Below are 23,069 nucleotides of genomic sequence, written 5' to 3'. Positions count from 1 at the left end.
GCTTCGATCGTACAGACGACCACTTGCCCTTGACACCCTTCGTGCTTCCCATTAGAAAGTAGCTACTTCCCAAAAGAAACCAACTGAGAGGCGACCGACATGCCACAGTTCTTCGTGGAGGCTCCGACCGGAGTCCAACCCGATGCCAAGCGGAAGATGATGCGGGAGATCACCGAGGCGATCGACGAGGCCTACGGCGTCGCGGACGTCCGGGTCTGGCTGCGCGAGCACCCCACCGGCAACGTCTCCCACGACGGCCGGATCGACGCCGAGCCGATCAAGCCGGTGTGCTTCCTCGAAGCTCCCGAGCTGGCGAGCCTCGACGTCAAGGCCAAGATGGCCGCGAAGATCCACGCCGCGGTCGACGAGGCGTACCGGGCCATCGCCAACACGGACGAGACCCTGATCCTGATGAACCACTACCCGCTGGAGAACGTCGCCGCGGGCGGTCGGCTCCTGACCCACGACGCGGAGTTCGTCCAGGCCGTGGCCAAGCTGAACGCGTAGCCCCTGTCCGACGCGCCCGCCCAGCCCGGCAGGCGCGTCGGACAGCTCAGCGCTCGGCGTCGTCGGGGTGCTCGGCGTCCCACCGCTCACGGGCGGCGGCCATGGTGTCCTTGTGGTCGCGGGACCAGTCGGCGAGGCGGGCGATCGTCTCGGCGAGGCTGTGGCCGACGTCGGTCAGCGCGTACTCGACCTGCGGCGGGACGGTCGCGTAGACGGTCCGCTCGACCAGGCCGTCACGGCACAGGCGGCGCGTGGTGACGGTGAGCATCCGTTGCGAGATACCCGGGATCGCCCGCTGCAACTCGCGGTAGCGGCGAATGCCCTTGGCGAGTTCCACGATCACCAGCACGGTCCACTTGTCGCCGATGCGATCGAGGACGTCCCGGACACCGCAGTCGTCCTCACCACACGGCCCGGCCTGCTCGGCACCGCTGACCTGCGGGGTTACCGCGGTGTGCGCGACGGACACGGAAGTGCCTCCTTACGGTCCCGGTCGGTGGTCACGAACCTATGGGCAGCAACCGAACCGCGGTGAGGGGTATTCCATGATTCTGGTGACCGGTGTGTCGGGCGCGCTCGGAGGGCTGGTCTTCGACCGGCTCGGCGCGTCAGGCCTGGACGTGCTGGCCGGCACGCGTGCGGCTACGGGCACTGCCCGTCGGACCGACTTCGACGACCCGGCCACGCTCGCGGAAGGTTTCGCCGGCGTGCGGGTGCTGGTGTTCGTCTCCGCCGGCTACGCCGAGGACGACGTGGTGCTGGCGCGGCACGGTGCGGTGATCGACGCGGCGGCCGAGGCTGGAGTCCGGCACGTGATCTACACCAGCCTGGCCGGCTCGGGCGACCAACTCAGCCTCGCGCTGGCCCACCGCTGGACCGAAGCCCGCCTGGCCGAGGCCCCGTTCGACGTCACCGTGCTGCGCAACGGCCTGTACGCGGAGATCCCGGCGGGCCTGGCGACGAGCGCCGCCGAATCCGCGGCCACCACCGGCGTCTTCACCGCGCCCATGGGCCACGGCCGGATCGCGGTGGTGGCCAGGGAAGACCTGGCCGACGTCACCGCCCGCGTCGCGGCTGAGACGGAAGCCGACCTCGCCGCCGGCCGACCCAGCCGTCACGCCGGGCGCACGTACGAACTGGCGGGCACGACCGCGATCGGCGGCGACGACATCGCGGGCGCATTGACCGAAGCCCTGGGACGTCCGGTGACGTACCAGCCGCTGTCACTGGCCGGGATGAGGCAAGCCCTGGCCGCCGGAGACCTGGAGCCGTACCAGGTGGGGCACACGCTCTCGCTGTTCGCCAACATCGCCGCCGGCCTGCTGGACTCCCCTGGCGACGACCTGGCCGCTCTGCTCCCCACCCCACCGCGCCCCGCGCTGGAGCTGATCGCCCACGCGCTCAAAGCGAGCCGGTAGTCAGGCTCCGGTAGTCAGGCTCCGGCAGTCAGGCTCCGGCAGTCAGGCTCCGACCAGCCGCTCACGCACGGCCGGCGCGAACGGGCTCCACAGGAACCAGTCCCCCAACGCCCGGACCCACCGCGGCGTTCCTGTGACGACGACCTCGCCGCCGGCCGTCGCCCGTGCCAGCGTGGTGATCCCGGAGAACACGCGCATCAACGCGACCGGCGCGGTCGTCACCACGACGTCCGAGGGGAACCCCGGGTGCTCCGTGCACACCGACGACTCGTGCTTCTCCAGCACCAGCCACAGCCGGGCGGGGGCGTCGCCCCGGTAGTCGAACTCCACGACCACGCGCTGATCGGGCAGCCGGTCGTGGTCCAGTCGACGGGACAGCCACCAGGTGAGCGTCACCGGGTCGACCTCGCGCGGCTGCGGCTCGGCGAACATCCAGCGGACCGCCCACTCGCCGATCGCCATGATGACGCCCTCCAGGTCCTTGCCGGCGGGCGTCAACTGGTACTCGTGGCCACGGGCGACCGGGATCCGCTCCAACACGCCCTTGCGTTCCAGGTGGTGGAGCCGCTGTTGCAACAGCGACCGTGAAATGCCCGGCAAGCCGCGGTCGATGTCGTTGAACCGGCGGCTGCCGAGGACCAGTTCGCGCACGATCAACGGCGTCCACCGATCCGCGAGCACCGCGCTGGCCAGTGCGACCGGACAGTACTGGGCGTAATCGCGCATCGTGCCATTGTGCGCCGCAGTACAGGACTTGTACCAGGTCAGTCCAGAACCTGTACTAGTAGCGACTGTCCGGCCGGTGGTGTCCTCGGTGGGAACCGTCCACTGAGGAGGCCACCATGACCGTCACCTTCGACCCCGCCACCTTCAAGCAGACCACCCGTGCGCAGTGGGAGAACGCCGCCGAGGCGTGGCACCGGTGGGGACCGACCATCGAGGACTGGCTGGGCGCCGCCACCGACGAGATGCTCCGCGCCGCCGGGATCACCTCGGGCAGCCGCGTCCTGGACGTAGCCGCCGGGGCAGGCGGCCAGACAATCGCCGCGGCGAGACTGGCCGGACCCACCGGTCACGTGCTCGCGACCGACATCTCGCCCGGCATCCTGCGTTACGCCGAGCACGTGGCCGCCGAGGCGGGCGTGGCCAACGTGACCACTCTGGAAGCCGACGGCGAGGACTTGTCCGAGGTCGCGGAACAGGGCTACGACGCCGCCATCTCCCGCGTCGGCCTGATCTACTTCCCCGACCAGCAGGCCGCCCTGGCGGGCATCCGCCGTGCCCTGCGCCCCGGCGGCAGGTTCTCCGCCGTCGTCTACTCCACCCCGGACCGCAACGGCTTCTTCTCGATCCCCGTAGGCGTCATCCGCCGCCGAGCCCAACTCCCCCCGCCCGCACCCGGCCAGCCCGGCCCGTTCAGCCTGGGAGCGCCCGGCGTAGCCGAACAAACCTTCACCACCGCCGGCTTCCAGGACATCACCGTCACCCCGGTCCCCTCACCGGTCCGCCTGCCGAGCGCAGCCGAATGCGTCCGCTTCGAACGCGAGTCGTTCGGCGCCCTCCACCAGATGCTGTCGAACCTGACCGACCCCGCCCGAGAAGCCGCGTGGCAGGAGATCACCGACGAACTCGCCCAGTTCGAAACCCCCACCGGCTTCACCGGCCCGTGCGAAATGCTCGTAGTCACCGGCACCCGCTGAACCGTGTCCGAAGTCAGCTGAGCAGCCGGGTCGCTGCCGCTCGGATCTCCTCGTCCTCGGCGAACGTGTGCCAACCGCCGGAGTAGGCGATCCGGCGCGGGTTGTCGAGGATGGCTCGGGCCAGCGTTGTCACGCGTTCGGTGGACGCGCCGATGTCCGCGAGGTAGCGGAGGGCGGCGATGCGGACGGGGAGGCAGTCGCCGGTGGACAGCGGCTCGGCGAGGTCGGTCAGGGTTGTTATGGGGGCGGTTGGGTCTTCGGTGACGCGCCATAGGGCGTGTGCGGCCTCTACGCGGGTCCAGTCGTTGTCGGAACGGGTCAGGTCGCGGAGGTGGTCGGTGGAGGCGGCGGCTTGGGGTCCCAGCTCGGCCAGGAGTGCGATGGCGTTGTGGTAGCCGCGGCCTTCGGCTACGTGGTGCACCAAGGTTTCTATGCCGAAGTCCGGGTCCGCGCCGGTCCGCCACAACGCCCACGCCGCGGTGGGTTCCGTTGTGTTGTTCCGCAGTGCTTTCGCGGCGTCGGCGGCGGGTGGGCCGATCGCGCCGATGGCCTTGGCGGCCCGGGGCAGCGAACGTTCGCCGTGGAGGAGGCGGGCGACAGCCGGGAGGGCTGCCTCGGCCGCCGGGCCCCACGCCGCGACGACATCGCACAGGGTCCACCCGAGCACGTCGTCCTCGCGGGCCGTTGCGAGGCGTGCGGTGACCGCGTCCAGCAGGACGTCGACGTGCCGGCGCAACGGGATCAGCACTTCGTGGATGGCGGGCTGCATGATCAGGTGCGGGAGCCGCCCGTGGTAGGCGCCGGCGGTGCCGAAGCCGAGTCGGTCGCCGGACAGCCGTTCGACCAGGCCGGGTAGGCAGCGGGGGTCGTCCTGGCGGGCCAGTGCCCACACCGCCGCGTCGCCGACGGTGGTCACGCGGCGGGAGTTTCGGATGGCCGGGTCGGCGGCAAGCGCCGCGAGGTGGTCGGCGTAGGGCTTCGCGTCGAGCCCAAGGCACGCGAGCAGAGCCGCCGCCCGATAGCGGACCTCGGGGGTGTCATCGTGCAAGCGGCGACCGACGAGCGGCAGGATCGCGCCCGTCGCGGTGCGCCACTCGGACAACACGCTGCCCGCCTGCCCCAGGCTCGCCACCCGCCCGTCGACCTCTCTGTCCTGGCTGATCCCGATGGCGAACGCGGTGGCGGCGACCGGGTCGACGGCCAGCAAGTCGCCCGTGGTGCGGACGAGCGCGCCACCGATCCACGCGGAGTCCCGCCAGAGCGCGGCGTCGGGGTCAAGGACTGCCCGCACCAGCATGTCGACGTGCGGCGGCGCGACGGCGGGGTCGGACTCGGCCAGCGCGTGCACGGCGGCGAGGCACAGTTGGAGGTCGTCACCGCTGAGCAGCGCGACCAGCTCGGCGCGCAGCGACTCGTCCGGCGCCCACGTGAGCACCACACCGAACGCCCGCACGAGGTCGCACCGGGTCGTCCGGTCGGTCTCCGCGCTCCACCTGCGGCGCAGCGCCTCCACCGACTCCGGGTGTCGGACGCCGTCGGAGAGCATGAGCGTCGCCTCCCGACGCACCTCCGGGTCCGGGTCGTCCAGCAGTGCGAGCAACCGCGGCCTCATGGCGTCCAACGCGGGCTGCCACGCCGGGTCCACGAACCGGGGCTCCACCGCGACGGCCTCGCGGGCCAGCCGGCCGATCACCTCGACCACGTGAGGACGGTGGTGCGCGGCCCCGCCTGCGGCCAGGTCGATCAGGAACGGCAACGCGGCTGAAGCGGCCGAGCACACCCAACCACCCTGGTGGTACAGGTTGTTGGACACCTCGTAGAGCGCCCGACCCGCCACCTCGGCGTCCTGGCTCGCACACCCGCGCAGCAACTCCGGAATGTCCGACGCGTCGCCGTAGTTGTGCTCCAACTCCGACCAGACGACGGTCATGATCCGAACGGCATGACCGAGCGCAGCAGCGCACCGACCGTCGAGTAGGTGCGTTCCAGGTCGACGGCGTCCGGTGCGATGCGCCACTGGAGGTGGATGCCCATGATCGCGCCGAGCAGGACGGTGCTCAGCTCCTCCGCGCCGACCCCGTCCGGCAGGTCGACCTCCTCGACCTTGGCCCGCACCTGGTCGCGCAACGCCCGGTGCAGGTCGCCGTACCGCTTGTGCGGCGGCGAATCCGGCTCCACCGCCTCGGCCAGCAGCGTGACGAAGAGCCTGGTCGACGGACTCCGCGTGAACTCCACGAGCCGGTCCAGCGCCTGGTCGACCGAGCCGGGTTCCAGCGCGTCCGCATCGACCCTGAGCTGCTCCACCACCTGCTCCACGACCGCCGCCAGCAGCCCTTCCTTGTTGCCGAAGTGCCACGGGATCGAACCGCGGCTCACCCCCGACCTGGCCGCGATGTCCTCGAACGTCGTCTGCCGGTAACCACGCTCGGCGAACAGGTCGGTGGCCGCGGCGATCAGGAGCCGGCGGCTCTCCTGGGTCGTCTCCGCCCGCCGAGTGGCCCGTGAAGTCGTCACAGTCGGCGAGTCTATCCCTGGCTACCCGTCAGGTCACTGACTATGCAACACTCCCTATGTCAGCCAACATAGAACCGCCGGGGGTGCGCATGAAGTGGGTCACTTACCGCTCCGACCAGGGCGATCGGGTCGGTCTCGTCCAAGGCGACGACGTCTATGCGCTGGCACCCGGTGCGGAGCTGATCGAGCTGGTCGGACGGGGCGCGGACGGCCTCCAGGCGGCGGGCGACAGCGCGGTGGCGCACCCGCACGAGGTGGTGCGGCTGGCCGACGTGACGCTGCGCGCGCCGATCCCCCGGCCACCGTCCATCCGCGATTCCCTGTGCTTCCTGGAGCACATGCGGAACTGCCAGGAGGTGATGGGCGTGGGCCGGAAGCTGAAGGACACCTGGTACGCCATCCCCGCCTTCTACTTCGCCTGCCCGTCGACGGTGCTCGGCCCGTACGAGCCGGTGCCGATCGCGCCGGGCAGCTCGTGGTGGGACTTCGAACTGGAGATCGGCGCGGTGATCGGCGTCGGCGGCAGCGACCTGACGCCCGACGAGGCCGAGCGCTCGATCATCGGCTACACGATCTACAACGACTGGTCCGCCCGTGACCTCCAGATGCGCGAGTCGGGCCTGGCCATCGGCCAGGCCAAGGGCAAGGACTCCGCGACCACCCTCGGCCCGTACCTGGTGACGCCCGACGAACTCCCCCGGCGTGACGGCAGGCTCACCCTCAGCGTCGAGGCGACCGTCAACGGCGAGCGCGTCGGCCGCGGCAACACCGACACCATGGACTGGACGTTCGGCGAAGTGATCTCGTACGCCTCACGCGGCGTCGAACTGGTGCCGGGTGACGTGTTCGGGTCGGGCACGGTGCCGACGTGCTGCCTGATCGAGCACTTCTCCCTCCACGACCTGCCCTCGTTCCGCGGCTGGCTGAAGCCCGGCGACGTGGTCGAACTCCGGGTCCAGGGCCTGGGCGAGGTCCGGCAGACCATCGTCGCCACGCCCACCCCGCACCGGATCGCCGCCCGGCACAACCCCGACGCCACACCACCACGGCACCGCGTGAACCCGGCGAAGTCGCCACTCCCGTTCACCAAGGGCCTGCACGAGATCGGCCCGGACGTGTGGGCCTGGCTGCTCCCCGACGGCGGTTTGGGATGGAGCAACGCCGGACTGGTCGCGGGCAAGGGTGCCGCGCTGCTCGTGGACACCCTCTTCGACCTGCTCCTGACGGGCGAGATGCTCGACGCGATGAAGCCGATCACCGACCGGAACCCGCTGACCCACGCCGTGCTCACCCACGCCAACGGCGACCACACCCACGGCAACCAACTGCTCGACGACGCCGTCCGCATCATCGCCGCGGCGGACACCGCCGAGCAGATGCACCGCGAGATCCCGCCCGACATGCTGGCCGCCGTTTCGCTGGCCGACATGGGTCCGACGCTCGGCCCGTTCATGCGGGAACGCTTCGGCCGGTTCGAGTTCACCGGGATCCAGCTGCGGATGCCGGACACCACGTTCGACCGCGATCTCACCCTGGACATCGGTGGCCGCGAGGTGCGCGTGCTGAACCTCGGACCTGCACACACGTCCGCCGACTCGGTCGTGCACATCCCGGACGCGGGCGTGCTGTTCGCCGGGGACCTGCTCTTCATCGGCTGCACCCCGATCGTGTGGGAGGGGCCGATCGCCAACTGGATCGCCGCGTGCGACACCATGCTGGCGTTGGAGGCGCACACCGTCGTGCCCGGCCACGGTCCGATCACCGACGCCGACGGCATCCGCGCGGTCCGCGGCTACCTGACCCACGTCATCGATCAGGCCGATGCCGCCCACGCCAAGGGCCTGCCCTTCCGCGAGGCCGCCGCGACCGTCGACCTGGCCGAGTACGCCACCTGGCTGGACCCCGAACGGATCGTGGTCAACATCTACCAGCGCTACCGTGAACTCGACCCGGACCTGGCCGCGTTGGCGCAGACCGATCTGCTCACCCTGATGGCCGAATGGGACACCGAACGAGGCGAATGACCATGACGAAACTCGACACGACGACGTACACGGAAATGCCGTGGCGCATCCACGAGATCACCGACGACGACTTCCGGGTCGAGGACGCGTGGGCGTTCCGCACGCCGGGCGCCGGACCGGACGACTTCCCGGTGATGCTCGCCGCGATGCGGGCGGGCGGCAGCATCGCGAAGCAGTCCTGGCCGGTGCGGTTCCTGTTCACGGCACGCTGGAAGCTCGGTGCGCTCATGGGCTGGGACAAACCGTCGGACGGCTTCGGTGACCGGGTCGCCTCGCTCCGCGACCACATGCCCGAAGACCTCCGCGACGCTCCACGCGGCCACGACTCCGCCGTCATGCCGCTCAAGGCGGTCTACGAACTCCACAACGAGTCCGCCCGCGAACTGGCGAACAAGACCGTGCACACCGTGATGCACCTCGGTTGGGCGGAGGGGAAGGACGGCGACCACGAACTGCGGATGACCGTCCTCGTCAAGCCCAACGGCAGGTTCGGACGGATCTACATGGCCGCCATCGCTCCCTTCCGGTACATCGTCATCTACCCGATGCTGACCCGGCGGTGGGAACGCGCCTGGCGCGAACGCGACGCCGCCGTCTGAGCGCGCCGCCGCCTGACGCACGCAGGCGTCCAACGCGGGCAGGCCGTCAACGCGGGCAGGCGGTCAACGCAGGCAGGCGATCCAGTAGTCACCGGCCGAATCCCTGGCCACACCGTGGGTCTCGCTGGGGAAGCCGGGGAACTCCCGGTCGAACGTCTCCAGCGCGTGCAGGTACCGCAGCACGGGACCGTTCGCCTCACCGGTGCTCTCGCCGGGCATGAGGACCGGGATCCCCGGCGGGGTGGTGACGACCATGGTCGCCACGGTGCGGCCGGCGATGTCGGCCAGCCGGACCGGCTCGGTGCCGCCGCGGATGAGGCGCTGGTAGGTCTGCGCGGGCGTGAACACGGCCGGTGTCGGGTGCGTGAAAGCCTCGTCCAGCAACGAGGTCAGCTCGCTCTTGCCGATCTGGTTGTGCATCTGGTCGCACAGCGCGGGCAAGGCGAGGCCCTGGTAGCGGTCGGGGTGCTCCTTCAGCAGGCCCGGCAGGACGTCGGCGACGGTGGCGGCGGAGTCGTACAGGGACTTGAAGTCCAGCAACGCGTCGAGCAGCGTGCCCCACTTGCCCTTGGTGATGCCCATCGAGAACAGGATCAGGCACGTGTACGCGTCGGTCTTCTCCACCACGATCCCGCGCGTCTCCAGGTACATGGTGAGAATCCGGGCCGGTATCCCCATGCCGCCGACGTTGCCGAGCGCGTCCACGCCGGGACAGGTGATCGAGACCTTGATCGGGTCGAGCAGGCAGAAGCCGTCCTCCATGCCCTCGAAGCCGTGCCACTCCCCGCCGGGCTCCAGCGTCCAGCAGCGGGGCTCGGTGCGGAGCAGGTCGAGCGGGGCGTCGGCGAAGGAGTACACCTGACCGGTGGCGGGATCGGTGACCTCGTCCGGCTGCCAGGCGCCGAAGAACCAGTCGGCCCGGTCGCCGGCGTCCTTGATCCGCCTGCCCAGCCGCACCACCGCCTGGCGGAAGCGGATGGCCTCGGTGATGGCCTCGTCGGTGAGCCACCGGCCGCCTGGGCCGTCCATCATCGCGGCGGCGACGTCGAGGCCCGCGATCATCGGGTACAGCGGGGAGGTGGTGGCGTGCATCATGAACGTCTCGTTGAACTGCCGGTGGTCGACCGGCGACCTCGGCGCGTTCTTGACGTGCACCATCGCGCTCTGCGACATGGCGGCCAGCAGCTTGTGCGTGGACTGGGTGGAGAAGACCGTCGGCCGCACGTCGTCGGGGAGGGCGTCGGCGTCGACCGACATCCCGTAGCGGCGGGCGTAGAGGGGGTTGAACCGGCCGTACGCGAACCACGCTTCGTCCAGGTGCAGGCGTGGCACGGTGGCGCCGAGCAGTTCGGCGACGCGGACGGCGTCGTAGCACAGCCCGTCGTAGGTCGAGTTGGTGATCACGGCGTACACCGGGTCCGGGCTCGCCGCGCCTTCCGCGAACGGGCTGCGGCGCACCTGCTCCGCGACGGCCTCGGCCTTCATCGCGGCCGGCGGGATCGGACCCATGAGCCCGTAGCCGTTGCGCGTGGGCACCAGGTAGACCGGTCGGCCGCCGGTGATCGTCAGGCCGTGGTAGATCGCTTTGTGGCAGTTGCGGTCCACCAGGACGAGTTCGTCGGTGGCGACGCTCGCGTGGCAGGCGATCCGGTCGGCTGTGGAGTCGCCGTGCAGCACGAAGTAGGTGAGGTCCGCGCCGAAGATCCGGGCGGCGTTGCGCTCGGCGTCCCCGATGGGGCCCGAGTGCTCGAACAGCGACCCCAGCTCGGCGACGGAGATCGACAGGTCGGTGCGGAACAGCCGCTCGCCGTAGTAGTCGAAGAACGCCCGCCCGACCGGTGACTTGAGGAACGCCACCCCGCCGGCGTGCGCGGGGGTGTGCCACGAGTACTCGTGCGTGTCTTCGAAGCGGCGCATCTCCCGGAAGAACGGGGGCAGCACGCCGTCGAGGTACCGGCGTGCCGCGACCCCGATCCGGCCGGCGACGAAATCCGGGGTGTCCTCCAGCAACCAGACGTAGCCGGAGACCACTTCGGACACCCAGAGCGGCAGGTCGTCGACGGAGGTCGCGGTGGTCACGAGGAACACGGGGAGCTTCGTGAAGCGGCCCATCAGCGCCCTGAGGACGGTCTCCGGGGAGTCGAGGTCCCAGGACACCAGCGCGGCCGACAGGTCGGCCCGGCTCTGCGTCAACGCCAGCGCGTCTTCCGCGGTGCGCGCCCAGACGACTTCGTGGTCCTCCTCGCGCAACTGATCGCAGATCCGTTCGAGTTGGTCTCGTGACACCAGACCACCCGTGCTGTTGTCCAGCGCCACCAATATCGTTGAACGAGACACGATCGACTCTTTCCGTTGGGCGAAGCCTGCCCTGGGCACTGAGTTTTCAACCGAATGGTCCCGGTGTCGATGCCTCGAAAGCGGGACCGTCAATCGGGGACGGCGCTGGCTTCCACTACCGCTCGGGCGGCTGGCTGGTCTCGGAGCCGTACGGCGCCACGCGCTGGGACTTCTGAGTCGACGGCCGCGCAGTCAACGGTTGCGCGGTCAACGGTTGCGCGGTCAACGGTTGCGCGGCGACACCAGACCCGATTCGTACGCGAGCACCACGAGTTGCGCGCGGTCACGGGCGTGGAGCTTGGTCATGGCCCGGTTGACGTGGGTCTTGGCGGTCAACGGGCTGATCACCATGCGGTCGGCGATCTCGTCGTTGGACAGGCCGCGCGCGACCAGCACGACGGCCTCCCGTTCACGGTTGGTCAGCCCGCCGACGTCCGCGTCCACGTGGAGCGGCTCGCTCACGTAACGGTCGATCAGCTTGCGGGTGATCGACGGCGCGAGCAACGCGTCACCGCGCGCGGCCACCCGTACGGCGTGCAGGAAGTCCTCCGGTTCGATGTCCTTGACGAGGAACCCCGCGGCCCCGGCTCGCAACGCGTTGAACACGTGTTCGTCGAAGCCGTAGTTGGTCAGGATGACGACGTGCACCCCGGCCAGCGCCGGGTCCTCGGCGATGCGCCGGGTCGCCTCGATGCCGTCCATCACCGGCATCTGGATGTCGATGAGCGCGATGTCCGGCAGGTGTTCCCGGGCGAGCGCCAGCCCTTCCTTCCCGTCCGCGGCCTCGGCCACCACCTCGATGTCGTCCTCGACGTCGAGGAGCGCACGGAACCCGCTGCGCAGGAGCGGCTGGTCGTCCACCAGCAGGACGCGGATCACTGCCGGTCCACCGGGAGTTCGGCGTGGACGGTGAAGCCGCCCTCGCCGCGTGGTTCCGCCCGCAGGCGACCGCCGAGAGCGTTGACGCGTTCGCGCATCCCGAGCAGGCCGACACCGGGCAACGCGACGGTGTCCGGTGTGGCCTTGCCGTCGTCGTCCACCCGGATGGCGAGGGCCTCCGGCCGGTAGTCGATCCGGACGGACGCCGTGGCGGCGGAGGCGTGCCGGGTGATGTTGGTCAGCGACTCCTGCACGATCCGGTAGGCGGTCCGGTCCACCGCGGCCGGCACGTCCTGCCGTTGCCCGTCGATCGTCAGGGTCGCGTCCAGGCCGGTCGTGCGGGCCCGTTCCACCAGTTCCGGCACGTGCGCGAGCCCGTGCGGCGGTGTCGTGCCGTCATCGCGCAGCGCCTCCAGGGTCGCGCGCAGTTCCCTGGTCGCCTCACGACCGGCCTCCTCGATCGCCAGCAACGCCTCCGGCACCTGTTCACCGCGCTTGCGGGCCAGGTGGACGGCGACTCCGGCCTGCACCTTGATGATCGAGATCTGGTGGGTGAGGGAATCGTGCAGCTCTCGCGCGATGTGCAGCCGTTCCTCGTTGGCGCGACGCCGCGCGGTCTCCTCCTTGGTGCGCTCGGCTTCGTCCGCCCGCCGTTCGGCCTGCCGCAGCGCCTCACCCGCCGCGCCGGCCGCGACCAGCCAAGCGATTTCGAGAGCACCCCGGGCTTGCACGAGCGCCTCGCCGACGGGCATGTCCTGTCCCACCACAAGACCCGCGAACGGCAGCGCGGCCAACATCATCACAGCGGCCACGATCGTGACGACGTGGTGGCCCGCCCGCACGGAGGCGTACACGGCGAACAGGAACGCGACGGCGGCCACGTCGAAACCGACCGCCTGGTAGCCCACCGCGCACAGCCCGGTCACGGCCAGGACGAGGACCGGAGCGTGACGGCGTGCGGCCAACGCCAGTCCGCCGGCCACCAACAGCGCATAGCCGACCGGGTCGGCGGGGTGGTCCCCGGACAGCCCGGCGACGAGCAGCGTGGCCGCCACGCCGACGGCGATCGCCCAATCCCACACACCCGCCGGAACGCCGGACCGTCCTGTCCTCATGCGCGCACCGTAACCCGATCCTCCCGCCGACGACTCCTCCTCGCAGACGACCTCTCGACTACCGCACGCGCAGTAGTTCGCCCCGCTCCTGCGACATCGGCGGCAGCGCGCTGCGGCACCGGTCGCAGCGCGAATGGCATCCGTCTGCAAGACGACCCACGGCGTGCCCGGCGACATGATCAGCGGGCAAGGAAAGCCGGAAGAGGAGAAGACATGAGTTCACCAGAGGCCCTGATCCCCGTAGCCGTTGCCGCGGCGCAGACCACCGAAGGCATCGGCACCGGACGGCTCCTGCCCACCGTGGCCGCGCTGCTGGGGCTGGTCGGCGTGGTCCTGGGCGCGCTGGCCCTGCGTGCTGCCCGTCGTGCCACCGGCAACGGGCGGGGCGGGGCGCTCACGGCCGGTGTGGCGGGGCTCGTCGCGCTGGTCGTCGGCGCCCTGCACTCCGCCAACTCCGCCGGTGGTCTGGGCACCGGCAACGGGTTGGCCGGCGCCGTCCTGGCCATGGTGATCGGCGTGGCGGCCATGGTCCTCGGCGGGCTCGCGCTGACCCGTTCCCGCCGGGTTGCCGCCTGACGGGATCAGGCCGTGACGGGGACGAGTCCGTGCCGAGGCGGGACTTGGCGGCCGAGCGGGTGGACCGGTGCCGGGAGGGGTGCGGTCCCTCCCGGCACGTCGGCAACGCCCTACCCTGTGATCTTGTAAGCGCGGATCACGGTGTGCTCGAACGTGTTGCCGTCACTGTCCGAACCGGACGCGCGCAGCGACGTGTAGCCGGCCGCGTGCGGGTGTCGCACCAAAGCGGCACCCTCCACGACGGGCACCCGACGCCAGCTCTTGCCGTCGTCGAACGACACGTCGACCCGCACCTCACGCACCTCGCCGTTGTCCGCGCCGTCCTGCTGCTCCACGGTCAGCGGCACGCGCAACAGGCGACCGGCGGGCGTGCCACCGGCGGCGTCCAACTCCGGCGTGAACCGGACCACCGACAGCGGCAGCCGGCGGCCGTGGCCGTCGGGCAGGACGTCCGTCCGGAACGTCCACGCCCCGCTGATCCGCGTGGTCAGCTCGTTGGCCTTCGGATCGCGGACGACGTCGTGCTCCAGCCGGTAGTGGGCCTCCCCCGCCGGCACGGTGAACTCGGCCACCTGGTCGCGGGCCAGGCCGACCAGCCGCCCGTCGCGGTGCAGCGAGGTGCGCGCCGTTTCGTGGCTCGCCCGGCCCAGGTTGCCGGCGCGGTCGTTGACCAGCGGCACCTGCGCCGTGATGCGGTCCTCGTACAGGCCCAGGTAGGTCGCCGAGTAGCCGGACAGGCCCGGCCCGAGCACGGGGAACAGGAACCGCTCCGCGTAGTCGCCGCCCAGCGCGTACTTGCGGTTGAACGACGAGTAGTCGGCCTCCGTCCGGTACTCCGGTGACTGCCGCGTGTAGGACCAGCCCCAGGTCAGCTGATCCGGCGTGATGCGGTCGACCACCGTGCCGCCGGCGGGCACGGGCAGCAGCACCGACCAGCCGCCCGAACCGTCCAACGGGCTGGCGTTGCCGCTGTGCAGGTGCCTGCGGTCGGCCGGGCCGGGGGCGAAGCTCGTCCGCACCTCGGCCAGTTCGTCCATGGTGGGCGCGCGGGTGAACCCGTCGGGCACGGCGTGCTCGACCCAGCGGAACCGGTAGTGCACCGGCGTCCCGTCGACCGGCGCGGCCTGGAACTGGGCGCCGATGGAGACGCCCAACTGGTCCTCGGGCAGGGTCGGGCCGACGTGGCCGATCGACATGCCGTCGAAGCCGGCGAAGAACGCCGTGTTGAGCACGACGCGCCGGCCGTTGAACACCCTGGCGACGTTGATGTCGCTGATCACCGCGAGCGCGGCGGGATCGGGCGCGGTGACGCGGATCGGCTTGGCCACGGCGGCGTGGAACGTGAACCGCGTGTGGTCGGCGTCGACGGTCATGCTCGGCCGGGCGAGTACCGCGACCTCGGCGCCGGTGCGCACCACCGAACGCGCCATGTACTCACCCTTGGGCACGCGCGCGGTGGCAGTTCCGTTGCCGCCGTACACGTTCGTGTAGACGTCGTTGTTCATGCCGACGAGCGCGGTCGTGTGGTCCAAAGCGGGGTTGCCTTCGGCGTCTACGTGTTCGACCGCGATGTCGTAGCTCTCGACCTCTCGCGCGAGGCTGACCGGAGTTCGCGTGGGGCCGCCGACCAGGGCGCCGGAGTAGACGCCGTCGAGGCCGCCGACCCTGGTGTCCGCGGTGACGGCCACGGCGGTCGTGCCGCCGGCGGGCACGGTGACCCGCGCGGGGGTGACGATGACCAGGCCCTCGGGCGCGGCCCGGCCGTCGGGACCGCGCAGCTCGGCGACGAGGTCGAAGGTGACGGAATCCTTGCCGCTGTTGCGGTAGCTGACCGTCTTGGTGACGGGGGTGTCGTCGTGGTGCGGCCACAGCTGCTCTTCGAACGTGACGCTCACCGGCGCGGCGCCGACGGTCGCCGTGATCGCGCGCGGCAGGTCGACCCGGCCGGTGCCCTGGTCGAACACGCCCAGCCCGGGATTCGGCTTGGCCGAGGCCATCAACGCGGACTTGAGCTGCGTGCCGGTCCAGTCGGGGTGCTGCTGGGCGAGCAGCGCGGCCGCGCCCGCGACGTGCGGGGTGGCCATCGACGTGCCGGACAGGGACAGGTGCCGCCGGCCGACCGGGGTGCCGATGATCGCCTTGGCGGCCCTGGCGGCGACGATGTTCAGGCCGGGCGCGGTGATGTCGGGCTTCACCGCGCCGTCGCCGTTGCGCGGACCGCGGCTGGAGAAGTGGGCGAGATCGTCGTCATGCCGGACGGCGCCGACGGTGAGCGCGGCGTCGGCGCTGCCAGGCGAGTCGATCGACCTGGACCGCCCGCCGTTGCCCGCCGCGACGACGAACAGGGCGCCGGTCTTCTCGGACAGCAGGTTGACCGCTTCCTCCAGCGGGTCGATGTCCGGGGAGTCGTAGCCGCCGAGGCTGAGGTTCACCACGTCGGCGCCCTCGTCGACCGCCCACTGCATACCGGCCATCACCCACGACTGCGGGCAGCCGCCGTTCACGCAGACCTTGCCGTCGAGGATCCGGGCGTCGGGCGCCACGCCCCGGTACGTCCGGTTGCCGCTGGCGATGGTGGCGGCGACGTGTGTGCCGTGGCCGTCGAGGTCGGCGCTGTCGGGGTCGTCGGTGAAGTTGCGCTCGGCGATCTCCCTGCCCGCCAGGTCGGGGTGGTCGCCGTCGACGCCGCCGTCGAGCACGGCGACCCGGATTCCCTTGCCCGTCAAGCCCGTCCGCCACGCGGTGGGCGCGCCGATCTGGGTGGTGGAGCGGTCGAGCGTCGGGCGGAGCATGCCGTCGAGCCACACCTTGGTCACGCCGGGATCGGCGAGCAGGTCCTGGAACGCGGCCCCGGTCTTGGGCGCTTGTGCGGCCACTGCGCCGGGTAACGCCCGGGTGGCTTGCAGGCCCGTGGTGGGCGTGCCGGTGATGATGAGCGGCACGTGGTCGCTGCGGGCGTCGTCGTAGCCGGCTTCGATCAGGCCGGTCACGTCGAACAGGCGCGGGTCGAGCTTGCCCGCGGCGATGCCCTTGGCCGCGTCCTCGGGGACGACGTGCAGCCGCCCGTCCCGGTGGACGGTGTGGAAGGTCGTCGCCTCACGGCCGGGACCGGGCTGGAACGCGCCGACCGCCGTGCCGGTCACCACCACCCGGTCGCCGGTGATCAGGGTGACGGTCCGTGGTGGCACGCCCGCCGGCGCCGGCTCCGCACCGGCCACTCCGGTCACCGGTGCGGCGACGAGCCCGACCGCCAGGACGACGGCGCCCAGGGCTTTACCGCGCTTTCGAGGTCTGAACACAGGGTTTTCCTCCCGATTTCGGTGGTGCGCTGTGGATCGCGCGGTCGGGAGGCGCCGCAGACCCCGCGGTGGCGGTGTGACCGGAAGTGGCGATGTCCCCCGACGACCTCGACGCTATCCACCCGTGCGGAGGAGGTCAGCCACTCTTGGAGGGGTGTTCGTCCACCCGAATGCACCACCGGCGGTCGACCCGCGGGTTCTCGTTCGGCCGGTGAGGCCGGCCACGCGGCGGGTTTCCGACCGGCGGCAGCGGGTAGGCCTCGGGGACGACGCCCTGCTGGAGGAACGCTCCGTGACCCCGGACCGCGACCGATGACCGACGCCGACGACCACCGACGACCTGACGACGTGCCGTCACGCAGGGTGTCGGTCGGCGTGCTCGCGGACCCGGGTCTGCCCGCGATCCTCGCCGACCGGCTGCGTGACGTGCTCCCCGAACGCCTCCGCGCCGAGGTGGACGACGGGGTCGCCTGGCACGTCGACACGATGCACGAGCCGTTCGAGGCGATGTACCCGGACTACAACCCGCTGGTGGAGAAGGCGCGCGAGCACGTCCGCGACACCGGGTGGGACCTGGTGGTCTGCATCACCGACCAGCCGATGCCGGACGGCGCTTCGGTCGTGATCGCCGACCTCCACGCGGCCGACCGGGTCGCGGTGATCTCACTGCCCGCGCTGGGCGGATGGCACCTGCGCCGTCGGCTGAGCACGGCCGTGGTGGCGATCGTCGGCTACCTCGCCGCACCGCCCGGGTCGGCGGCGCTCGCCGAACTCCGGCGAGAGTTGTCGTCGCGGACCATCAGAGTGGAAGAACCCGGCTCGCCGCACGTCCACATCGCCCGCCGGCGCGGCGTGCCGCACCTGCTGGCCGGGATGGTCCGGGTCAACCGGCCGTGGCAGCTGCTGCGCGGTCTGTCCACCGCGCTGGCCGGTGCGCTGACCGGTATCGCGTTCGGCGTGCTGTACTCCACGATCTGGACGCTCGCGGACTCGCTCAGCCCGGTCCGACTGGCCGGCGTGACCACGGCGGCCGTCGCCACGATGACCGTCTGGATCATCGTCTCGCACGAGCTGTGGGAACGCAGCCACGGCGGCCACGATCCCGACGTGCGGCTGCGCAACGCCAGCACGGTCATCACGATCGCCGCCGGCAGCGCCGCGTTCTTCGTGGCCATGTTCGCCGTCGCGCTCGCCGCGGTGGCGCTGGTCGTCCCGCCCTCGTACCTGGCCACCACGCTCGGCCACCCGGTCGGCGTGACGGATTACGTGGTCATCGCGTTGATGGCCAGCGTGCTGGGCGCGATCGCGGGTGCGGTCGGGTCGGGTCTGGAAGACGACATCACCGTCCGTGAAGCGACCTACGGCTACCGCGCGCGGGAACGCCGCGAGGTCGTGCTGAAAGCCGACAAGGACGTCGCCCCACCCCGCCGATGACTGGCGGCAGGCGTCGAGGTGGCCGTCAGCGGGTAGCCCCACCTGCATGGACCCACGTGAGAACGACCCCACCGTGCCCGATGTGGAGCACGAGCCTGACTTCGCCGACGAGCACAGCCGGCCGACGTTCGCGGACGACCAGGCCAACACGCCGAACACGCAGGCGGACGAGTCCACACCCGAGGGCCGGGGCGGCGCCGGCGGGATGGACATGACCGGGAACGGCCACTGACTACTGGTAGGCGTGCAGTACCGCCTGCACCGCGTCCTGTCGGTCGGCACCGAGTGCCTTGGCGCTGGTGACGTAGTCGGCTGCCGCCTTTGCCAGTGCCATGGCGACGTCGGTGTCCGCACTCGGCACGGCGGCGACGACCGTGCCGTTGCGCCTCGCGGTGTGCAGGGCGCCCGCCGTCTCCAGTTCGCGGTAGACACGTGCCACGGTCCCCACCGACAGCCCGAGATCCCGGGCCAGTTGCCGGATCGACGGCAACTGGCTGCCGACCGGGAGTTCGCCGACGCGGATCAGGTGGACGAGTTGGTCGCGCACCTGACGCCACGACGCCACGCCGCTGTCGGGGTCGACGACGATTCGCGTCACGCCGCGCCCTGCACGTAGGGCAAGCGGCGGGGCGGATTCGCCACCCAGATCCAGCCGGCGATGGCGATGAACAGCACCGGCAGCCCCAGGAGGTCGGTGGACGAGGTGAGCTCCAGCCAGTCGGGGGGCTGCGGGAAGCCGCGGAAGTCGACGTTGCGCAGGAGCCCGAGCCGGCCGTTGGCGATCAAGATCATCGACGCGGCCCACGCGATGCCCATGCCGACCGCGACCCGGGCACTGCGCGTCCGCAGCGCGGCGTCCACCCGCGGATCGCCGACCGGGCCACGCCGGACCGCGAGCCGCACGACGCCCAGCGCGGCGACCAGTCCCACCACCACCCCGATGAGCGCCACCACGGAGGTCGGGTGGGTGAGTTCGGCGAGGTGCTGAGGCGACACGGTCAACGTCCCGCTGTCCGGTGATTCCCAAACGCCGTCCGCCGGTATCAGCGCCACGATCCGGTCCACTCGCGGTTGGGCGATCATGCCCGCCACGGCCAGCAGCGCGGCCACGGAGCCGAACGTGAGCATGAGGCCGATCGCCCACACCGGCACCAGGTCGCGCCAGTGCCGACGGGCCAGCGTCGCAACCCGGGGACCGCGTGCCCGACGCAGCGCCGCGACGGTTTCCGCGAGCAGCAAGGCGATGATCAGGGTGGCGAGGGAACGGGCGGAGCCGGAGGCGCTGTCGGGCAGTCCCAGCGCGTGCGCGGCGAGGGCCGTCACGGTCGGGGCGAGCAGGAACAGCGGGGGGTACAGCAACCGCCGGTCCCGCAGGTACTTCACCGCGAGCGCGCCCTGCCGTTCGTCCGGGTCCGCCACACCCCATCGCCGGAGGAATCGCAGCGCGGTGGATCTCGTCGGCCACAGCACGGCCAACAAGGCGACACCAAGAACGCCGTACAGCAGAACCGACTCCACGGCGCCCCCCAACTTTGTACCACTAGCGTGACACAAAGTTGGGCGCCCGGCCACCTCCCCCTCGGCGAGCGGTCGGGGTCAGCCGACCTCGCGGGTCAACTTCGACGTCCACGGGCACCAGAACAGGCCGGGCAGGAACGCCCCGCCCACCTCGTCCAGGTGATCCTCGACGTAGGGGATGGTCGCGTCGCAGACCTCGATGCCGTAGTCGAAGAAGCTGACGCTGTCCGACTTGAGGTGGTAACTCCACTTGCGGTTGTAGTCGGCGGGCACCTTGGTGATCCGCCCCATGACGTGGACGACCTCGGTTTCCTCTCCGCTGATGATGCGCCTGGCGTGCTCGATCTTGTCCGGATCGGTGAGTCGGAAGACGAACTTCTCCCTGGTGATGTCGATGAACTCGAAATCGACCCCTTGCTCCGCCACGGCCGCACGCGACGGGGCGGGGCGGTCGGCAGCCTGGGCGGGTGCCGCGACCAGCGCCGGCAGCAATGCCGCCAGAGCGGCCAGAACAGCAATGGGACGACGCATCGGTACCTCCGGGTATCGGGCCGGGCGGGGCCAGTCGGCCCCGATGTCACGGCACACACCCGCCAGCACAACAACCACCAGGACATCCCGCGAGAGCAGTCACACCGACGGGCCCCGACTCCGCCCGGACGAGTGCACGGCGCGCCCCCTGGACACCGTCCGGCACGGACGGGCAGTGCGATTGCGCGCCACGCGTACCCGCCGGCGGTCAGGACCACATCGCGTGGCCGAAGGTTGTGACGGCGCATGCGCCCGATCACTCCGGCCCCGGGCTATCGGCGGACTTTCCGGGGCATGATCACGGTGGTCAGGCCGTCCAGCACGCGTTCCAGGCCGAAGGCGAACAGCGACTCCAGGTCGAGCTCCGCACCGACGTCCGTGATCTGCGCGATCAGCGGCCCTTCGATCGGCAGCCTGGCCCTGTTCCACTGCTTGCTGGTCATCCCCGTGTCCAGCTCCGCGCCGGCCTCGGGCTCGATGTTCATCGCCGTCCCCCGCACGTGGTTGACCACCGTCGCGTAGACGTGCAGGCGGGTGACCGGGTCCAGCCCCAGGCCGTCGAGCGCGCCCAGGGTCCACTGCGCGTACGCCAACAGCCCCGGCAACGTGGCCGGCCGGGTGATCGACACCAGCCGCGGCAGCCAGGGGTGGCGCTGGTAGGCCGCCCACTGCAACTGAGCGGACACCCGCAAGTGGGAACGCCACCCCGGCGGCGGCTCCGGGTACTCGATCTCGGCGAACGCGGCATCGGCGACGAGCTGGGGCAGGTCGGCGTCGAGGTGCCGGTGGAGGGTCATGGTGGCGACCCCGAGCCTGGCCGCGACGGTCCGCATGGACAGCGCGGCCAGGCCGTCGGCGTCGGCGATCTCCATGGCCGCCCGGACCACGCGGTCGCGTTCGAGACCGCCGGCCGAACGCGAGGGCAGCCTCCGCGCGGCGACCACGGCGCCGACCCGGGACGCGGACTCGATGGCGCCCGCCTGCTTGAGCGCGGCCAGCGCCTTCGTCGCCGTCGCCATGGCGACACCCCACTCGCGCATGATCGCCCTGGTGGTGGGGACGGGCTGGCCGGGCAGCAGCTCCCCCTCGGCGATCCGCCGCTCGACGTCGGCGACGATCCGGAGGTACGGCGGTCGCGGATCGGTCACGGCGTCATGCTGCCACGGCTCAGCGGTCGGGCAGCCAGTTGCCGTGCAGGCCGAGCGGCACCCTGGCCGGCAGGTGGACCCGCGCGACGGGCTCGCCGGTGAAGTCCTCGGCCGAGAGGATCACCAGGTCACCGGCGCCGCGCAGGGGGTTGTGGACGTACGTGAGCAGGTATCCGTCGTCCTCACCCGCCCCCGCGGCGGCGAACACGGCCTCCCCCACCGCTTCGTCCGCGCCGAACCCGTGCACCTCGGCCGTCCCGCGTTCGAAGTCGTGCTTGACCAGGGCGTTGGTGAACGCCCCGTCCGGCGGCGTGCCCTCGGGCGTGAACGGCATCCCGTACAGGGCGGTCGCGGCCGAGTAGCCGTACCGGTGCGGAAGGGTGGCGCGTGCCTCGTTCAGGCGCGGGAAGTCCTGCGGCCGGTCGTCGATACGTCGCTGGTCGATCCTGTCCGGCCCGATCGTCCAGCGATCGAGCGTGGGCCGAATCGCACCGGGGTCGGAGGGGTCGAACGGCCCGTCGGCCGTGACCAGGTCGACCACGACCGAGTCGCCGTCGTCGTAGGCGTTGAGCGTGTGGCTGACGTGCACCGGGTCGATGTCCAGCCAGCGGACGTCACCGCCGGTGCGAGGCATGACGCCGACTCGCGTCGGGTGCTCCGGCAGCCACCGGCATTCGTACCCGTCGAAGCCCAGCGGCGTGTCCCACAACACCACGTGGTTCTCGGTCAGCGCGAAGTCGTGCATGAACGGCGTGCGGGTCATGGGGATGGTGGTGGACCGGACGACGTCTCCCCCGACGCCGGTCACGATGTGCTGCACGAAGTCGCGGCCGACCATGTACGACAGCGAGTGCAGCTCGCCGGTGAGCGGGTCGTGCTTGGCGTGCGCGCCCGCCGTGAACCCCTCCGCCGTGCCGCCCAGAGGGCACACGCCCACAGTGTTCAGCTCGTCGTCCAGCTCGGTCGGCGGCAGGCCGCCCTCGGCCAGGGCGAAGGTGCGCCGGGCGTGCTCGATCACGTGCACCATGGGCGCGTAGCCGGGCGTGCGCACGAACCGGTTGCGGTACCACTCGGCCCGGCCGTCACGCAGCCGCACGCCGTGCACCATGCCCTGGCCCATGCCCCAGAGGTGCACGGCGGGATCTTCGACGCCCAGCGGGTTCGGCCCGTTGCGCAGGTAGCGGCCGTTCAACTCGGCCGGGATGCTCCCGGTGACCGGGAGGTCGAACGCGGTGACCTCTTCGGTGACGGGCGCGAAAGGCCCTTCCAGATACTTCATGTGATCACCGTATGGAGGAGATCGCCAACTCCACCGGCCGCGACGGGAAAAGCCCTGCTGTGCACTAGTGCAAGCCGTGCCGGCAGCCGCGAAAAGCAAGCCGACTTGACAGGAGATGGACAATAAAAAGTCGGCGTGCTCTCCGTAATCCAATGGAGAATCCGCCGAACCTGGTTCCAGGCTAGCCGCTG

Annotated in this window: 21 protein-coding genes; 8 read left to right on the top strand and 13 right to left on the bottom strand. The window is 71.1% G+C overall.

What is annotated here, in order from left to right:
• Positions 1–99: 99 nt before the first annotated feature.
• Entirely contained in the window at positions 100–507 is a 408-nt protein-coding gene (locus F4560_RS00670; protein WP_184914741.1) for a tautomerase family protein, read from the top strand.
• 46 nt (positions 508–553) lie between these two features.
• On the opposite strand, the gene F4560_RS00665 is transcribed toward F4560_RS00670, so the two are convergent.
• Positions 554–976, bottom strand: coding sequence for a winged helix-turn-helix transcriptional regulator (locus tag F4560_RS00665; RefSeq protein ID WP_184914739.1), 423 nt, complete (start codon positions 974–976; stop codon positions 554–556).
• Positions 977–1,052: 76 nt separating this feature from the next.
• Here F4560_RS00665 and F4560_RS00660 point away from each other — a divergent pair, with 76 nt between their 5' ends.
• Positions 1,053–1,925 carry an NmrA family NAD(P)-binding protein gene (locus F4560_RS00660; RefSeq protein WP_184914736.1) on the top strand — a complete coding sequence of 291 codons (873 nt, stop codon included), beginning with the start codon at positions 1,053–1,055 and terminating at the stop codon, positions 1,923–1,925.
• Between the two features lie 42 nt (positions 1,926–1,967).
• Here the strand turns inward: F4560_RS00660 and F4560_RS00655 are convergent, their stop codons facing one another.
• Positions 1,968–2,651 carry a winged helix-turn-helix transcriptional regulator gene (locus F4560_RS00655; RefSeq protein ID WP_184914733.1) on the bottom strand — a complete coding sequence of 228 codons (684 nt, stop codon included), beginning with the start codon at positions 2,649–2,651 and terminating at the stop codon, positions 1,968–1,970.
• Between the two features lie 116 nt (positions 2,652–2,767).
• On the opposite strand from F4560_RS00655, the gene F4560_RS00650 reads away from it, so the two are divergent.
• Positions 2,768–3,625 (top strand): class I SAM-dependent methyltransferase, encoded by an 858-nt coding sequence (locus F4560_RS00650; protein WP_184914730.1) that lies wholly within the window; start codon positions 2,768–2,770, stop codon positions 3,623–3,625.
• Positions 3,626–3,638: 13 nt separating this feature from the next.
• Here F4560_RS00650 and F4560_RS00645 read toward each other — a convergent pair whose 3' ends face one another.
• Entirely contained in the window at positions 3,639–5,555 is a 1,917-nt protein-coding gene (locus tag F4560_RS00645; RefSeq protein WP_184914728.1) for a HEAT repeat domain-containing protein, read from the bottom strand.
• Complete coding sequence (locus tag F4560_RS00640; protein WP_184914725.1) at positions 5,552–6,139, bottom strand: TetR family transcriptional regulator; 588 nt, start codon at positions 6,137–6,139, stop codon at positions 5,552–5,554. The genes F4560_RS00645 and F4560_RS00640 overlap by 4 nt, the downstream gene beginning before the upstream one ends.
• Positions 6,140–6,228: 89 nt before the next feature.
• Between F4560_RS00640 and F4560_RS43900 the strand changes: the two genes are divergently transcribed.
• A complete protein-coding gene (locus tag F4560_RS43900) occupies positions 6,229–8,163 on the top strand; it encodes a fumarylacetoacetate hydrolase family protein (protein WP_184914722.1) in 1,935 nt (644 codons plus the stop codon).
• A 2-nt stretch (positions 8,164–8,165) separates the two neighbouring features.
• Positions 8,166–8,762, top strand: coding sequence for a DUF2867 domain-containing protein (locus F4560_RS00630; protein ID WP_184914719.1), 597 nt, complete (start codon positions 8,166–8,168; stop codon positions 8,760–8,762).
• A gap of 63 nt (positions 8,763–8,825) precedes the next feature.
• Here F4560_RS00630 and F4560_RS00625 read toward each other — a convergent pair whose 3' ends face one another.
• The 3 genes from F4560_RS00625 to F4560_RS00615 form a co-directional block, all read right to left on the bottom strand.
• Positions 8,826–11,099: an Orn/Lys/Arg family decarboxylase gene (locus F4560_RS00625; RefSeq protein ID WP_184914716.1), complete on the bottom strand. Its 2,274-nt coding sequence runs from the start codon at positions 11,097–11,099 to the stop codon at positions 8,826–8,828.
• 222 nt (positions 11,100–11,321) lie between these two features.
• Positions 11,322–11,978, bottom strand: coding sequence for a response regulator (locus F4560_RS00620; RefSeq protein ID WP_184914713.1), 657 nt, complete (start codon positions 11,976–11,978; stop codon positions 11,322–11,324).
• A complete protein-coding gene (locus F4560_RS00615; protein ID WP_184914711.1) occupies positions 11,975–13,093 on the bottom strand; it encodes a histidine kinase in 1,119 nt (372 codons plus the stop codon). The genes F4560_RS00620 and F4560_RS00615 overlap by 4 nt, the downstream gene beginning before the upstream one ends.
• A gap of 213 nt (positions 13,094–13,306) precedes the next feature.
• Between F4560_RS00615 and F4560_RS00610 the strand changes: the two genes are divergently transcribed.
• A complete protein-coding gene (locus F4560_RS00610) occupies positions 13,307–13,669 on the top strand; it encodes a DUF6223 family protein (RefSeq protein WP_184914708.1) in 363 nt (120 codons plus the stop codon).
• Between the two features lie 110 nt (positions 13,670–13,779).
• Here the strand turns inward: F4560_RS00610 and F4560_RS00605 are convergent, their stop codons facing one another.
• Positions 13,780–16,968 carry a S8 family serine peptidase gene (locus F4560_RS00605; RefSeq protein WP_184914705.1) on the bottom strand — a complete coding sequence of 1,063 codons (3,189 nt, stop codon included), beginning with the start codon at positions 16,966–16,968 and terminating at the stop codon, positions 13,780–13,782.
• A 312-nt stretch (positions 16,969–17,280) separates the two neighbouring features.
• Between F4560_RS00605 and F4560_RS00600 the strand changes: the two genes are divergently transcribed.
• Both F4560_RS00600 and F4560_RS00595 read left to right on the top strand, forming a co-directional pair.
• Positions 17,281–18,402, top strand: coding sequence for a hypothetical protein (locus F4560_RS00600; protein ID WP_184914702.1), 1,122 nt, complete (start codon positions 17,281–17,283; stop codon positions 18,400–18,402).
• 46 nt (positions 18,403–18,448) lie between these two features.
• Positions 18,449–18,634 carry a hypothetical protein gene (locus F4560_RS00595; RefSeq protein ID WP_184929741.1) on the top strand — a complete coding sequence of 62 codons (186 nt, stop codon included), beginning with the start codon at positions 18,449–18,451 and terminating at the stop codon, positions 18,632–18,634.
• Here F4560_RS00595 and F4560_RS00590 read toward each other — a convergent pair whose 3' ends face one another.
• The 5 genes from F4560_RS00590 to F4560_RS00570 all read right to left on the bottom strand — a co-directional run bounded on the left by F4560_RS00590 (position 18,635) and on the right by F4560_RS00570 (position 22,878).
• Positions 18,635–19,000: a GntR family transcriptional regulator gene (locus tag F4560_RS00590; RefSeq protein ID WP_184914699.1), complete on the bottom strand. Its 366-nt coding sequence runs from the start codon at positions 18,998–19,000 to the stop codon at positions 18,635–18,637.
• The gene (locus F4560_RS00585) at positions 18,997–19,920 is read right to left on the bottom strand and encodes a hypothetical protein (RefSeq protein WP_184914696.1); all 924 of its coding nucleotides are present in this window, start codon (positions 19,918–19,920) and stop codon (positions 18,997–18,999) included. Before F4560_RS00585 ends, F4560_RS00590 begins: the two co-directional genes overlap by 4 nt.
• A gap of 78 nt (positions 19,921–19,998) precedes the next feature.
• On the bottom strand, positions 19,999–20,451 hold the full coding sequence (locus tag F4560_RS00580; RefSeq protein ID WP_184914693.1) for a BP74-related protein: 453 nt from the start codon (positions 20,449–20,451) through the stop codon (positions 19,999–20,001).
• A gap of 272 nt (positions 20,452–20,723) precedes the next feature.
• Entirely contained in the window at positions 20,724–21,599 is an 876-nt protein-coding gene (locus F4560_RS00575) for a GntR family transcriptional regulator (RefSeq protein WP_184914690.1), read from the bottom strand.
• A gap of 19 nt (positions 21,600–21,618) precedes the next feature.
• On the bottom strand, positions 21,619–22,878 hold the full coding sequence (locus F4560_RS00570; RefSeq protein ID WP_184914687.1) for a carotenoid oxygenase family protein: 1,260 nt from the start codon (positions 22,876–22,878) through the stop codon (positions 21,619–21,621).
• Positions 22,879–23,069: the final 191 nt, after the last annotated feature.

Origin of the sequence: Saccharothrix ecbatanensis (genome assembly GCF_014205015.1) — a bacterium.
Taxonomy (GTDB): domain Bacteria; phylum Actinomycetota; class Actinomycetes; order Mycobacteriales; family Pseudonocardiaceae; genus Actinosynnema; species Actinosynnema ecbatanense.
This window is presented reverse-complemented; position numbering and strand designations above follow the sequence as displayed.

Excerpts from the sequence above, each read along its gene's own strand:
- F4560_RS43900 (WP_184914722.1), top strand. The coding sequence starts at position 6,229 with ATGAAGTGGGTCACTTACCGCTCCGACCAGGGCGATCGGGTCGGTCTC.
- F4560_RS00630 (WP_184914719.1), top strand. The coding sequence starts at position 8,166 with ATGACGAAACTCGACACGACGACGTACACGGAAATGCCGTGGCGCATC.
- F4560_RS00655 (WP_184914733.1), bottom strand. The coding sequence starts at position 2,651 with ATGCGCGATTACGCCCAGTACTGTCCGGTCGCACTGGCCAGCGCGGTG.
- F4560_RS00615 (WP_184914711.1), bottom strand. The coding sequence starts at position 13,093 with ATGAGGACAGGACGGTCCGGCGTTCCGGCGGGTGTGTGGGATTGGGCG.
- F4560_RS00660 (WP_184914736.1), top strand. The coding sequence starts at position 1,053 with ATGATTCTGGTGACCGGTGTGTCGGGCGCGCTCGGAGGGCTGGTCTTC.
- F4560_RS00595 (WP_184929741.1), top strand. The coding sequence starts at position 18,449 with ATGGACCCACGTGAGAACGACCCCACCGTGCCCGATGTGGAGCACGAG.
- F4560_RS00610 (WP_184914708.1), top strand. The coding sequence starts at position 13,307 with ATGAGTTCACCAGAGGCCCTGATCCCCGTAGCCGTTGCCGCGGCGCAG.
- F4560_RS00570 (WP_184914687.1), bottom strand. The coding sequence starts at position 22,878 with ATGAAGTATCTGGAAGGGCCTTTCGCGCCCGTCACCGAAGAGGTCACC.
- F4560_RS00600 (WP_184914702.1), top strand. The coding sequence starts at position 17,281 with ATGACCGACGCCGACGACCACCGACGACCTGACGACGTGCCGTCACGC.
- F4560_RS00645 (WP_184914728.1), bottom strand. The coding sequence starts at position 5,555 with ATGACCGTCGTCTGGTCGGAGTTGGAGCACAACTACGGCGACGCGTCG.
- F4560_RS00670 (WP_184914741.1), top strand. The coding sequence starts at position 100 with ATGCCACAGTTCTTCGTGGAGGCTCCGACCGGAGTCCAACCCGATGCC.
- F4560_RS00650 (WP_184914730.1), top strand. The coding sequence starts at position 2,768 with ATGACCGTCACCTTCGACCCCGCCACCTTCAAGCAGACCACCCGTGCG.
- F4560_RS00580 (WP_184914693.1), bottom strand. The coding sequence starts at position 20,451 with ATGCGTCGTCCCATTGCTGTTCTGGCCGCTCTGGCGGCATTGCTGCCG.